The following is a 12,839-nucleotide window of genomic DNA, read 5'->3' on the forward strand; positions in this document are numbered from 1 at the left end:
GCGGGGTTCCCATAAGGCCCCCGCGAATTTGCCTTGTCCGTTCGATCAGAGATTGATCAGCACGCCTGTGGAGCATGAGGCCGAGTGTGGCACGGCACCGGCCGAGACGGCTCAATCCCGACTCAAGTGGGCTGCGACAAAGGTTTGGTAGGGAGAGGAGAGGGCCGTTCAACCATCCGCTACGGACGGTTGAACAGCCCCTCGGCGGCGGTTGGCCTCAGCAGTACGGCTCCCAGAGCTCGTACTCCAGAGCGTCGGAAATCGCGGGCGAGGAGTCGCGCAGGCGGGCGAGCAGGGCGCGGTTGTGCTCGCGGATCTCCTCGTCGTACCCGGCCAGCGGGCTGTCCTCGGACAGGTCCAGCAGCCACAGCGGCCGGAGCGTCGCGCCGCGCAGTGCCTTTCCTTCCGCGGTCTCGGTGCCCGCGTGCAGCCAGCGCACTCCCGGGAGCCGCGCCGCCATGTAGTAGGTGAGGTTGAAGTACTCGGCGGCCGAGGCGAGTTGGTCATGGTCGAGGCCGAGGCCCCGCAGGTACACGGTGTCGCCCCAACGGTAGTACAGGCAGAAGCCGACGGGCGGTTCGCCGGGGCGCGCGCACAGCACCACTTCGGCCCGCGAACCGGCGAGTTCACCCTGCTTGCGGAAGGACTCGGCCATCGGGGCCACTTCGACAGTTCTGCCGTAGCGCAGTAGCGAACGGGCCAGCAGCCGGGCGACGTCCTGCCAGGACTCGGCGAGCGTCCGGTGCTCCACCTCGTACCCGGCCCTCTCGAACTTCCGTATCTCGCTGCGGATACGGCGGGCCCGGTGCGACGACAGCGATTCCAGCCAGGCGTGGTAGCCGCCGGGCGGGATCTCGATCCAGGCGTCGGTCGTCAGCGCGACCGGGGCGGTCCGCACCCCCGCCGCGCGCAGCGCCCCCACGTCCTCGGTGGTCAGGTACATCGCCACCCGGGCGATCTTCGACTCCTCGTGCAGGGGGGAGCGCAGCGCGCGGACCGCGTCGAGCACCGCGCCGGCGGCCTCGGTCCGATCGGTTCCCTCGCTGGTCAGCAGGTGCGCCAGATAGCCACGGCGCTGGCCGACGAGCAGACCGCCCGGCTCGGGTGCCGGCAGGCCGCGCGCGGCAAGCAGGTCGTGCCACCGCAGGCTCGGGGTGGGCTCGTCGGTCACCGCCGCCACGGGGATCGCGGCCCGGCCGCCGCCCGGGGTCTCCACGTGCAGTCCGCCGGAGACCGACCCGGGGTCGAGGGCGCACACCCGCAGCCACAGCGCCGACGAAAGGAACCTGCCGTCGGCGAGCCGGTCCCACTCGGTGTCCCCGAGCCCGCCGATGGCGTCGGCGAAAGTGTCCGTCGTGGCGGTCATGGCGCCTCCCATAGTCTCTGCCTGGCCGTGCCCGCGAGTTCGCTGCGCGATCGGACGCCGAGTGTGCCAAACATCTTGCGTAGGTGATAACTGACCGTGTGCGGCGCGCGGTTGATGGTGGCGATCTGGCTGTTGGTGAGGCCGTCGCTGACCAGGGTGGCGATCACCCGGTCGGTCAGGGCCGTGGCGGTGACCGAAAGTAAACGTTCCCCACTTGGCTGAAGAGCCATTCCTTTCGGGTGCTCAAGTATTCTAGTGTAAACACGTATGTTCCCTGTCCACAGGGGGCGTTGGCCGAGAAATGAGCCACACTTGAGCCGCAATTGAGCCGCGCCTGAGATCGGGATGAAAAGGTGACTCCTGCGGGCTGAGGGGCCCAGTCACCATCGAGCGGGAGTGGAGCTTCATGTCGGCGGAGCGGGTAGCAGCCCAGTACAACGAGGAGTTCCGCACACCGGGCAGCGACTTGCCCACGATCGCCCAGCACGTCAAGGACTTCCCGACGCTCGCGCCTTGGCATGGCGAGTATTTGGCCAGGCCCCTCTTCGTCGCCGAACGTGAGATTCGCGAGTTCTCCGATGACCTGCAGCACCTCATCGAAACAGTCTTTTCCCTGCCGGACCGGATGTTCGGCGGCGACCTGGACGCATTCCGGTCGGTGCTGGGCATCAGCGACGGCCACTGGGAAGCGATACGGCGGTTCGGTGACGTACTGCCACCACAGTTCGGCCGGGCCGACATGTACCACGACGGCACCTCGTTCAAACTCCTCGAGTTCAATCTGGGGAGCGAGGCGGGCGGCTGGGGCCTCGCGAGTGAAATCTCCCGGGCGACGATGGAGGTTGACGCCTTCGCCGACTTCGCGCGCCGGAACCGGCTTGGTTATGTGCATCCCATTCGCGCCGTGGTGGAGGCGCTGCGCCACTTCGGCGCCCAGGTGGCACCCGGCCGCGACCCCGTGGTGGCCCTGCTGGAATGGCGTGGCGGTCTGGCGGACTACGGCGAGCTCTGGCTCAACTTCCAGTCCGCACTGCGCTGGGCGGGCCTCGACATCCTGGTGGCCGAGGTCTCCGACGTGCACGAACGCGGCGGGGTGCTCTACCTCGGGGATACGAAGATCGACGTGGTCTACCGCTCCTTCGTTCCGGACCAGATCGCCGAGGAACCCGGCGGCTGGGACCTGGTCGCGCCCCTGCTGCGTGCGCTCCAGGCGGGCGGGACGCTGCTGTGGACCCCGCTTTCCAGCAACGTGTTCGCCAACAAGGCCTGTATGGCGCTGCTTTCGGACCCGGCCCGGCGGCGCAACCTCAGCGAGGACGAGTGCCGGGTCATCGACCGGGTGCTGCCCTGGACCCGGCTGATCAACGCTGACGCGCTCAAGGCCGACACCGACCTCGTCGACGAATGCCTGGAGCGGCGCGAGCAGTTGATCCTGAAGGTCAACGGGCGCGGCGGTGGAGTCGGCGCCGTGGTGGGCTGGGAGACGGACGACGCCACTTGGCGGCTGGCTCTGGAGAACTCCGCCACCGAAGGATGCATCGTACAGGAAAGAGTGATCCCCCGGCCTGAGCTTGTGGTGGACCCGGTATCCGGGGAAACCGAGGAATGGCATGCGGCCTATGGCATGTTCTACACCCCGCATGGTGGTGCGGGAGCGTTTGCCAAAGTGGTGCCGGCCGGTTCGGGCGGCATCATCTCCATCGCGGCGCATGCCAGGGCGCGCAGCGCAGCCGTCTTCCATCAGAGCGAGCTGCCCACCGGGGGCGAAGTGCCTGCCGCGGGCGAATTGGCCGCCGATGCGGCGAAGTAAAGAGAACTCATGACGCAGCACTCCCCCGCGCCTTCGGCGTGGCGGCGGATTCAGACGGCCTGGGGTCTGCCGGACCTCACGGGAAAAGGCCGATTCGTCACGGCCAATCTGATCGACAGCCTGGGCAACGGGCTGGTGATGGCGTTCACCGTCGTCTACTTCGTGAAGACGACGTCGCTGTCACTGGTCGCCGTCGGCGCCGCGCTGACCGTCGGCCAGCTGCTCGCCCTGCCCGTTCCGCCCTTTATCGGGCTTCTGCTGGACAAATACGGTCCGCGCACCGTGGTCGCCGCGGGTAACTGGATTTCGGTGGCCGGATTCATCGGTTTCCTGTTCTCGCACGCGGCCTGGCAGATCGTGCTGTGGCAGTTCGTGGTGCAGTTGGGCTCCAACGCCTTCTGGATGGGCAACAGTCCGCTCATCGTGCTGGTCGCGCGGGGTGTCGAGCGGGCCCGCTGGTTCGGCTTCGTCCGTGCCCTGCGCAACGTCGGCGTCGGCTTCGGCGGCGCCGCGTCCGCGGTGGCCCTGAGCATCGGAACCGTCGCCGGGCTGCGTGCGGTCATGGTGGTCAACGTGGTCTCCTTCGCCGTCGCAGGCTGGCTCATGATCACCTTTCGGGGCGCGGACACGAGCGAGGCGGCCGACGCCGGGCCCGCGGAGCCGAAGCCCGCCGAGCCGGGGCGGGCGGGGGGCGAAACCACCGGTCAACCCTCGGGCGGCTATCGCACCGTGCTGAAGGACACCCGGTATCTGCGGCTGGTCGCGGCGAACATCTCCTTCGTCTTCGCCTCCACGGTGATCATGGTGCTGCTCGCCGTCTACGCGGCGGACAACCTCGATGTCGGCGCCTGGATCGTCGGCGTGCTCGTCGTGCTGAACGCGGCCATGGTCGCGCTGCTCCAGACGCTCGCCAGCCGGTGGATCGAGGCCCGCAGGCCGGTGCCGGTGCTGGTGCTGGCCCTGCTGCTCAACGCGGCGGCGTTCGTCGTCTTCGGCACGCTGCTCGTGCTGCCCGGCTGGGCGGTGATCGCCGGGCTGCTGATCGCGATGGTGCTCTACACCGTGGCCGAGATCCTCAGCTCGCCGCCGACCAGCGAACTGAGCGTGGTGATGGCGCCCGAGCATCTGCGGGGCCGCTATCTGGGCGTCTACCAGATGTCCTGGTCGGTCGGCGGTGCCTTCGCCCCGGCGCTGCTCACAGCGCTGTTGGAGGGCGGTGCGGCGCTGCCCTGGGTGTTCCTCACCGCGATCAGCCTGCTGGCCGTACCGCTCGTGCTCGGGCTCGACCGGCGGCCCGCGGCCATGAGCGAGGCCGCCGCACCGGCCGGGGACGTCGCCCCCGTGGAGCAGCTCGACGGCGGCCCCGTCGAGCGATGACCGTGCGGTTCGGTTCAGCTTTCGGCCGGCCCGGTCGAGCGAGCGTACTCGGCGGGCGTCTGGCCGTAGGCCTTCTTGAAGGACCGGATGAAGTGGCTGCTGTCGGCGAACTGCCAGTGGGCGGCGAGTTCCGAGACGCTCAGCCTGCCGGCCGAGGCGATGAGAGCGCGGCGGGCCTCTTCCAGCCGCCGGTGGCGGATGTAGGCGATCAACGACTCTTCCGCCACGGTGAACGCCCGCTGCAAGGTGCGTAAGGAGACGTTGAGTTCACGCGCCAGCATCGTGGGAGAGAGCTCGGGGTCGGTGAGGTGGCTGTCCGCGAGGTCCTTCGCGGCTCTGGCGAGCGCGGGAGCCAGCCGGGGCTCCACATCGTCGAACCGACGCCTCGCCACCGCCTGGGCCAGTTCGAGCAGGGTGCTGTGGGCGGCTTGCACACCGGCCGGGCCGAGGCCGGCCATGGTCTCGTACACCATATTCGCGTGGGCCACCAGCAGACGTACCTCGGCCGAATCCGCCGGCCCGGTGACGGCCCGGTTCCCCAGCAGCGGTGTGAGCGGCACGGTGGGCAGGAGGATGATCTTCACCGTCGTGTGCGGCACCGCCTCGAAGCGCCACGGCTGGCCGACGTGCCGGAGCAGGAACTGCCCCGCCGACACGGTGTGTCTGTCCCGATCGCGCGAACCGTCCAACGTCCATGCGCCGCGTTTCACGACGTACATCCGTACCCGGTCCTCCACGCCGCCCAGGGCGTGCGCGGTCCGGATGGCCGACATGCTGTGGATATCGGTGAGCGCCAGGTCACGGACCTTGGCGGCGCGGCTCCTGACCCGGAAGTCACCGGTCACGTCCCGGTTGAAGCTCCGCAGTGGCAAGCCATCGCCGAGCTCCGCATCCCACCCGCGCTGGAAGGCGTGGAAGAATCCTTGCGGTGCCGCGCCCGGGACGGTGGAGTCCACGGAGAACGCCCCGCGCGATCCGTCGGCCTCCGCTCCAGCGCTGTTCGTCATCGGCCGGTCCCCTCGCCTGTGTTGCTCCGCCTCTGTCTCGTGGCGGTCATATTCCATCAGACGGCGGTGTGCTTCAAGTTCGTGTGGTGTGCGTCGTCCTGGGCTGCCACCGGCTCTGCGATATACCCGTGGATCAGCCGCGGAGGACGGTCCGGCCCAGGGGGAGGCAGACCGTCGGGGCCATCAGACTGCTGGGTGGTCCCGATGCCGGAGCCCCCGGGCCCCGGGCGGGCCGCTCATCGCCGTGTGTCCTCCCCGAGGGCCTCGGCGAGCCCCTCGACGGTAGGGTTCCTGAAGACCAGGACCGGCGAGACCCGGCGCCCGAGTCGCTCGCTGAGCCTGCCCGCGACCGTGGTGATGGTCAACGAGGTGCCGCCGACGTCGAAGAAGTCGTCCTGTGGGCCGAAGTCCTCCTCGACGCCCAGGCACTCCCGCCACACGTCGGCGACGAGGAGCTGCTGCTTGGTGACGGCACGGCGGGTGGCGAGGGCCGGGGCGGGCACCGGGCGCGGGTCGGGCAGTGCGTCCCGGTTGACCTTGCCGTTCGGGGTGAGTGGGATCTCGTCGATCACGGTGTAGCTCTGCGGCAGCATGTACGGCGGCAGTTGCTCGGCCAGATAGGCGCGCAGTTCCGCCGGGTCCGGGGCGGGTCGGTCGGGGTGCTCGAGGATCAGGTAGGCCGCCAGCTGGTCCACACCGGTGCTGGTGCGGCGCACGGCCACCACGCAGTCGGCGCAGGCCGGGTGGCTCTGGAGCGCGGACTCGATCTCGCCGAGCTCGATGCGGAAACCGCGCACCTTGACCTGGTGGTCGTTGCGGCCGAGGAAGACCAGATTTCCGTCGGGCAACAGCCGGACCACGTCGCCCGTGGCGTACATACGGGCGCCGGGCTCCTCGGCGTACGGGTCGGGCAGATACGCCCCCGCCGTGCGGGCCGGCCTGCCGAGATAGCCGCGGCCGACCGCGCTGCCGCCGACGTACAGCTCGCCGCGACAGCCCGGGGCGACCGGGCGCAGCCGCGGGTCCAGCACATAGAGGTGCGCGTTGTCGGTCGCCCGGCCGAACGGGACGCTCGGGCGATGGCCGTGCCGGTCGAGCAGCTCCTCGGTGATCGGGCAGAACGCCGAGGTGACGGTCGCTTCGGTGGGCCCGTACTCGTTGAAGACCTGGCATCCCGGCGCGGTGGAGGACAGGATGCGGCGGGCCACATCGTGCGGCACGGCCTCGGCGCCGGTGAACACCAGGCGTACGGAGGCGAGCCGGGAAGCGGGATCCGTACCGGACTCCAGCAGGATCCGCATCTGCGAGGGCGTCGCGTTGAGCGTGGTGATGCCGCGCTCGGCGACCTCTCGCAGGAACTCCTCGGGGTCGTAGGCGGCGGTGGGGCTCGCCAAGTGCAGTTCGGCGCCGGACACCAGGCACTGGAAGATCTCCCAGACCGAGTTGTCGAACGCCACCGAGTGGTTGAGCAGGGCCCGGTCCCGTCCAGTGAGCCGGCACAGCCGCTGGTTCCATTCCAGGAACCCGGTGATGTTGGCGTGGGTGATCGCGACGCCCTTGGGGTTGCCGGTCGAGCCCGACGTGTAGATCACGTAGGCGAGGTGGTGCGGTTGTGCCTCCTCGGCCGACCCGGGGTCCGCCCCGGGTTCCTGGTCCACCGCCACGAGCCGCACGCCGCCGCCGAACAGGGCCGAGGTGGGGTGCCCCGGGTCCGCGACGACCAGGCGTACGCCCGAGTCGGCCAGCAGGTACCGCAGCCGGTCCGTCGGGTAGCCGGGGTCGAGCGGGACGTAGGCGCCGCCCGCCTTCAACACGCCCAGCAGGGCGACCACCAGCTCCACCGACCGTTCCAGGCAGACGCCGACCAGGCTTTCGGGGCGCACTCCCCCGGCCCGCAGCTCCCGGGCCAGGGCCGAGGCCCGCGCGTCGGTCTCGGCGAACGTCAGCGACCGGCCGTCGCCCACGACGCAGATCGCGTCCGGGGTGGTCCGCACCTGGCGGTCCCAGAGGCGGACCAGGGTGGTCGGCTCGGGCAGCGGCTCGGCCCGGTCGCCGATGGAGAGGGCGCGCAGCTCATCGGCCGAGACGATCTCCAGCTCGGACAGCCGGGCCGTGGCGTCGGACACCATCTGCTCGATCACCCGCAGGAAGTGCCGGCCGAGGCCCCGGACGAAGTCCGCGTCGAACAGGTCGGTGGCGTACTCGACGGAGACGCTGAGGTCACCGGCCCCGACGGCGTGGTCCGTCACGTCGAGGGCGAGGTCGAAGCGGGCGGTGCCGAGCCGTCCCTCCAGCTCCTTGCGGTCGTACAGCTCGGTGAGGTGACCGGGCCTCGGCTCCTCGTGCAGAGCGAGCAGCACCTGGAAGAGCGGGTTGCGGCTCAGGTCGCGCTCCGGGCTCAGCTGCGCCACCAGCTTCTCGAAGGGCAGCTCCTGGTGCTCGTACGCCTGCCGTGCGACCTCGCGGACGCGGCCCAGCAGCTCGCGCCAGGTCGGGTCGCCGGACAGGTCGGTGCGCAGGACGACGGTGTTCACGAAGTAGCCGACCACATCGTCCAGTTCGGGGCGCGGCCGGCCGCCTGCCAGGGTGCCGACGGCGACATCGCTCTCGTCGGCGTACCGGCCGAGCAGCACCTGCAACGGGGCCAGCAGGCCCATGAACAGGGTGACGCCCTCGGCCCGGCACAGTGTGCGCAGCCGGTACGCCAAGTCCGCGGGGACGCACAGCAGTTCGCGGCGGCCACGGTGGCTCGCGACGGCCGGCCGGGGGCGGCTGGTCGGCAGCTCGAGGACGGGCACGCCGGACAGCCGGGTGCGCCAGTGGTCGAGCAGCCGCTCCAGCTCGGCGCCGGTCAGTCGCTCGCGCTGCCAGGACGCGTAGTCGGCGTACGTCACGGGCAGCGGTGCCGGGGCGGGGCGGCGGCCGGCGGCGAGCTCGGTGTAGAAGTCGCCCAGTTCCCGCACCATCAGGTCCACCGATGCGCCGTCGCAGGCTATGTGGTGGATCGTCAGCAGCGTGATGTCACGGCTCGGGGTGCGCAGCACGTCCGCGCGCAGCAGCGGTGGGCGGTCGAGGGCGAAGGGGGCGCGGATCCGCTCGGTCACCAGCGCGTCCAGATCCTCCTCGGCGCACTCGGTGCGGCGCAGCGGCACCGGGCCCGGCTCGCGCAGTTCGGGGCGGACCCGGCCGTCGACGGTGACGAGCGCGGTGCGCAGCGCCGGGTGCCGGTGCACCAGCGCGGACAGGCAGTCCTCCAGCAGCGTCAGGTCGACGCGCCCGCCGGGCAGGCCCAGGGCGACCGGCAGGTGGTAGGCGGGCACCGCGTCGTTCAGCTGCTCGAAGAACCAGATCCGCTCCTGGCCGAAGGAGAGCTCGGCGGTCGCGGCCGCGGGAATCGGCTCGTCGCCCGAGGGCGCCACGCCGTCCAGCGCGGCGGCGAGCGTGGCGGGCGTCGGATGCGCGAAGACCGACTGGGCGTCGACCGGCACGCCGAGCTCCGCACGCAGCCGGGCCACGGCCCGTACCGCGGTGAGCGACTGGCCGCCCAGGCCGAAGAAGTCGTCGTACGGGGACACGTCGTCGAGCCCGAGCACCTCGGCCCACACGCGGCGCACCGCCGCGGTGTGCGGCGGCGGCGGGGCGTCGTCGGGCAGCGGCCCGCCCGCCCGGACCGGGCTGTGCGGGATCCGCCGCACGGCGCCGCGGTCGGTCTTGCCCGCGGGGGTGCGGGGCAGGGCGTCGAGCACCGCGTAGCCCTGGGCCACCATATGGGCGGGCAGCCGCTGCGCGAGGTGGTCGCGGACCTGGCGGGGCAGGTCCGCGGACACGTTTCGGGCGTCGTGCGCGGGCGCGAGGTACGCCACCAGCTGGTCGCCGCCGACCGCCTCGCGGTCGACGACCACCACCGCGTCCGTGACGAGGGGGTGGCTGCGCACACAGGCCTCGATCTCGCCGAGCTCGATGCGGAAGCCGCGCACCTTGACCTGGTGGTCGTCGCGCCCCAGGACCTCCAGGGTGCCGTCGGCGGTCCACCGGGCGAGGTCGCCGGTCCGGTACAGGCGCCCGGGGCCGTCCCCGAACGGGTCGGGCACGAACCGGTCGGCGGTCAGCGCGGGGCGGTTGAGGTAGCCGCGCGCCACGCCCGCGCCGCCGATCCACAGCTCACCGGTGACTCCTGGGCCGGCCTCCCGCCCGTCCTCGTCGACGACGTACAGCCGGGTGTTGGACAGGGCCGTGCCGACCGTGACCCGGTCGGCCACGGCGTCGACGCGGGCGGCGGTGGCCCACACCGTCGCCTCGGTCGGCCCGTACAGATTCCACAGGGTGGAGCCGGTGGCGAGCAGGTCGCGGGCCAGCTGCGGATCGAGCGGCTCACCGCCCGACAGCAGTACCCGGCCGTGCCCGTCCGTCCAGCCGGACGCCAGCAGAAGCCGCCAGGTGGTGGGGGTCGCCTGGACGACGCTCACACCCTCCTCGGCGATGGTGGCGGCCAGCAGCTCGGGGTCGGTGTTGGCGGCGGCCGGGGCCATCACCACCGTCGCTCCCCGGGTCAGCGGCAGGAACAGCTCCAGTGTCGAGATGTCGAACGACAGCGGGGTCAGCGCGAGGACCCGGTCGTCCGCCCCGAGGCCGGGCCGTTCGGCCACACTCCGCAGGAACGAGGCGACCGCCGCGTGGTCGACGGCCACGCCCTTGGGCAGGCCGGTCGAACCGGAGGTGTAGATGACATAAGCCAGGTGGTGCGGGTGTACCACCGGGGCCACCGGTGCGGCAGGCTCCGCGGGGAGGTCCTCGACCAGCAGGACGTCGGCCGCGCCGGACGCCAGGGCCCGCGCGCGGTGGGCCGCGTCGCACAGCCACAGCCCGGCGCCCGAGTCGGTGGTCATGTACCGCAGCCGGTCGGCCGGGTAGCTCGGGTCGAGGGGCAGGTACGCGGCGCCCGACTTCAGGATGCCGAGCAGGGCCACGGCCATTTCGACCGAGCGGCCGAGACAGACGCCGACCAGGTTCTCCGGTCCGATGCCGCGTGCCCGCAGCTCGGCGGCGAGCGCCGTGGCCCGGCGGTCCACGTCGGCGTAGGTGGCGCGGTGTGCTCCCGCGACGACGGCGACCGCGTCGGGTGTCGCGGCCGCCTGCTGCTCCCACAGTGCGACCAGGGTGGTCGGCGCCATGAACGGATCCCTTCTCAGCCCTGTTCGGGGAAGGTGCGCATGATCGTCTCTGCCAGCTGTCGTTCCGCGCCGCGCACATACAGGTGGGGGGCGTCCGGGAACAGGTGCAGTTCGAAGTCGGCCGAGGTGTGCTCGCCCCAGTCGGCGAGCTCCGTCCTGTCGACGCTGTCGTCGTCGGAGCCGGCCAGAACGGTCAGGGGACAGGGCAGGGGTGCCTCGGCCCGGTGCGTGTACGTCTCGCACAGCGTCAGGTCCGCGCGCAGCAGCGGCAGCAGCAGCTCCTGCAACTCGGGATCCACGCCGTCGAATTCGGATGTGGCGAGCAGCTCGTCGTCCGGCAGCGTGTGCCGCGGGTCGCGGTCCGGCAGGCCGGGGGCGCGCATGCCCGACAGGAACAGGCGGTCGGGCAGGCGCGTGCCGAGTGCACGTAGCCCGCGGGCCGTCTCGAAGGCGATCAGGGAGCCCATGCTGTGCCCGAAGAAGGCGTACGGCAGGTCCGTGTGGTCCGCGATGAGCGGCGCGAGCGCGGTCACGGCGTCGTCCATGGACGTCAGCGCCGGTTCGGCGAACCGGTTCTCCCGGCCGGGCAACTGGACCGTGCAGACTTCGACGGTGTCCGGCAGGTACGGCGCCAGCCGGTAGGCGGAGGCGCCCGCTCCGGCGTGCGGGAAGACGAACAGGCGCCACCGCGCGGTGGGTTCACGGCTGCCGAGCCCGCGCAGCCAGGCCGTTGCGAGGGCACCGGCCGTCATCGTGAGGCCCGTACGGAGCGCGGGGTCAGGTCGGTCCACACCTGCTCGATGTGGTCCAGGCACTCCTGGCGGGTGCCCTGCGCGCCGGTGGCGGTCCAGCCGGCGGGCAGGGCACGGTCGGCGAACCAGACCGAGTACTGCTCCTCGTGGTTGACCACGACGACGTACCGGTCGCCGGCGGGGCGCGGGGCGGGTGAGGCGCTCATGCGTCAGACCCCCACTCCGGTGAAGAAGTCGCTCTCGCGGCGGCCCCGGCCCGCGGCGACGACCCGGTCGTGCACCCACTTGCCGACGGCGAGGTCGAGCACGCCGAGTCCGAACGGCGAGAAGATCGCCGGGCGTCCGTCGTCCCGGCTCAGCCGCCCGAGCAGCAGGTCGGCGAGGGTGCCGTCGACGAAGTCCCGGTTGCCGGTGCGCTGTTCGGTCAGGTGCAGCGAAGTGCGCTCGCGTACGGCGTGGTCGATGTCGTCGGTGAAGTTCTGGGCGGCGAGGATCATCTCGGGGGCGAGGTCGCGCAGGGACAGGTGCAGGACCACCGGGTTGTGGGCCAGCAGCCGGGGGTCGTGCAGGTGCGGTTCACCGGCCACCGTGGTCAGCACCACCAGGTCGCAGTCGGTGAACGCCTCCTCCACCGTGTCGGCGACCACGATCTCGGCCTCGGTGTGCTCGGCCATGACGGCGGCGAAGCGGCCCGCTGCCGCCGCGTCGAGGTCGAAGAGCCGGAAGCCGTCGATCTCCCAGTCGAGATCACGCAGGAACCGCCATACGTGCTGGGCGATCAGACCCGTGCCCACGATGCCGACCCGGCGGGCGCGGCGCGCGCCGAGCAGCGTCTGCGCGCCCAGTACCGCGGAGGCCGCGGTCCGTGTCGCCGAGACGATGGAGGACTCCATGCAGGCGAACGGATAGCCGGTGTCGCAGTCGTTGAGGATCAGCGTGGCCGAGGCGCGGGGGATTCCGTGCTGCGTGTTGTCCGGGAAGCTGGCGATCCACTTGTTCCCCGCGACCTCGAACTCGCCCCCCAGATAGGCGGGCAGGGAGATGATGCGCGACCGGCTCTGGTGGGGGAAGCGCAGGAACGAGCTGTGCGGGTTCGAGCTCTGTCCGGCGTCGTGCGTGAGGTAGGCGGCACGGACGACCTCGATGAGCTCCGGACGGTGACGATCCGTCTCGGCGGCGATGTCGCCCGCGCCGATCACGGTCATGGGCGGCGGGGCCAGAGTGGACACGGGGTGGTTCTCCTTCAGTTGACGGCCAGGGCTTCGACGCCGGGGGGCGGTACCGCTTCCGCGCGCAGCTGCTGGGCCCACAGGGGGTCGTAGACGGTCTGGGCGTAGGCATGGCCGCGGTCGGCGG

General features: G+C 71.4%; 9 protein-coding genes. 2 read left to right on the forward strand and 7 right to left on the reverse strand.

Annotated features, from left to right (window positions below; all coding sequences use genetic code 11):
- Positions 1–217: 217 nt before the first annotated feature.
- Positions 218–1,366, reverse strand: coding sequence for a GNAT family N-acetyltransferase (locus J2Z30_RS48920; protein ID WP_044578200.1), 1,149 nt, complete (start codon positions 1,364–1,366; stop codon positions 218–220).
- Entirely contained in the window at positions 1,363–1,596 is a 234-nt protein-coding gene (locus J2Z30_RS48925; protein ID WP_044578197.1) for a response regulator transcription factor, read from the reverse strand. The genes J2Z30_RS48920 and J2Z30_RS48925 overlap by 4 nt, the downstream gene beginning before the upstream one ends.
- Before the next feature lie 176 nt (positions 1,597–1,772).
- Between J2Z30_RS48925 and J2Z30_RS48930 the strand changes: the two genes are divergently transcribed.
- A complete protein-coding gene (locus J2Z30_RS48930; RefSeq protein WP_052701685.1) occupies positions 1,773–3,176 on the forward strand; it encodes a hypothetical protein in 1,404 nt (467 codons plus the stop codon).
- A 9-nt stretch (positions 3,177–3,185) separates the two neighbouring features.
- Positions 3,186–4,553: an MFS transporter gene (locus J2Z30_RS48935; RefSeq protein ID WP_044578195.1), complete on the forward strand. Its 1,368-nt coding sequence runs from the start codon at positions 3,186–3,188 to the stop codon at positions 4,551–4,553.
- Between the two features lie 14 nt (positions 4,554–4,567).
- Here J2Z30_RS48935 and J2Z30_RS48940 read toward each other — a convergent pair whose 3' ends face one another.
- The 5 genes from J2Z30_RS48940 to sbnB all read right to left on the reverse strand — a co-directional run bounded on the left by J2Z30_RS48940 (position 4,568) and on the right by sbnB (position 12,688).
- On the reverse strand, positions 4,568–5,560 hold the full coding sequence (locus J2Z30_RS48940; protein WP_044578192.1) for a helix-turn-helix transcriptional regulator: 993 nt from the start codon (positions 5,558–5,560) through the stop codon (positions 4,568–4,570).
- Between the two features lie 236 nt (positions 5,561–5,796).
- On the reverse strand, positions 5,797–10,731 hold the full coding sequence (locus J2Z30_RS48945; RefSeq protein ID WP_052701684.1) for a non-ribosomal peptide synthetase: 4,935 nt from the start codon (positions 10,729–10,731) through the stop codon (positions 5,797–5,799).
- A gap of 14 nt (positions 10,732–10,745) precedes the next feature.
- Positions 10,746–11,522 carry a thioesterase II family protein gene (locus J2Z30_RS48950; RefSeq protein WP_209469188.1) on the reverse strand — a complete coding sequence of 259 codons (777 nt, stop codon included), beginning with the start codon at positions 11,520–11,522 and terminating at the stop codon, positions 10,746–10,748.
- The gene (locus J2Z30_RS48955) at positions 11,480–11,689 is read right to left on the reverse strand and encodes an MbtH family protein (protein WP_044578186.1); all 210 of its coding nucleotides are present in this window, start codon (positions 11,687–11,689) and stop codon (positions 11,480–11,482) included. Before J2Z30_RS48955 ends, J2Z30_RS48950 begins: the two co-directional genes overlap by 43 nt.
- Positions 11,690–11,692: 3 nt before the next feature.
- Positions 11,693–12,688 carry a 2,3-diaminopropionate biosynthesis protein SbnB gene (gene sbnB, locus J2Z30_RS48960; protein ID WP_044578183.1) on the reverse strand — a complete coding sequence of 332 codons (996 nt, stop codon included), beginning with the start codon at positions 12,686–12,688 and terminating at the stop codon, positions 11,693–11,695.
- Positions 12,689–12,839 lie beyond the last annotated feature (151 nt).

Source organism: Streptomyces iranensis, assembly GCF_017874715.1.
Classification (GTDB): domain Bacteria; phylum Actinomycetota; class Actinomycetes; order Streptomycetales; family Streptomycetaceae; genus Streptomyces; species Streptomyces iranensis.